This window comes from Streptomyces niphimycinicus, assembly GCF_018883605.1.
Taxonomy (GTDB): domain Bacteria; phylum Actinomycetota; class Actinomycetes; order Streptomycetales; family Streptomycetaceae; genus Streptomyces; species Streptomyces niphimycinicus.
This window is the reverse complement of sequence record NZ_JAHLEM010001083.1, coordinates 1-224: the sequence shown is the minus strand read 5'-3', so window position 1 is coordinate 224 and position 224 is coordinate 1. Positions and strand designations below refer to the sequence as shown.

The following is a 224-nucleotide window of genomic DNA, read 5'->3' as shown; positions in this document are numbered from 1 at the left end:
TCGCGCCACATCGCCCGTGCGATACATCCGCGCGCCCACAGGGCCGTATGGATCGGCGGTGAAGCGCTCGGCGGTCAGATCCGCACGCCCCAAGTAGCCACGCGCCAACACCACTCCCGCGATGTACAGTTCACCGGCCACCCCCGGCGGCACCGGACGCAACGACGCGTCCAGCACATACGCGCGGGTGTTCCAGAACGGCCGCCCGATCGGCACCGCACCAC

General features: G+C 70.1%; 1 protein-coding gene. It reads right to left on the bottom strand.

Annotated features, from left to right (window positions below; genetic code table 11):
- On the bottom strand, positions 1–224 hold a 224-nt coding region (locus tag KN815_RS47710), incomplete at both ends, for an AMP-binding protein (RefSeq protein ID WP_216348010.1).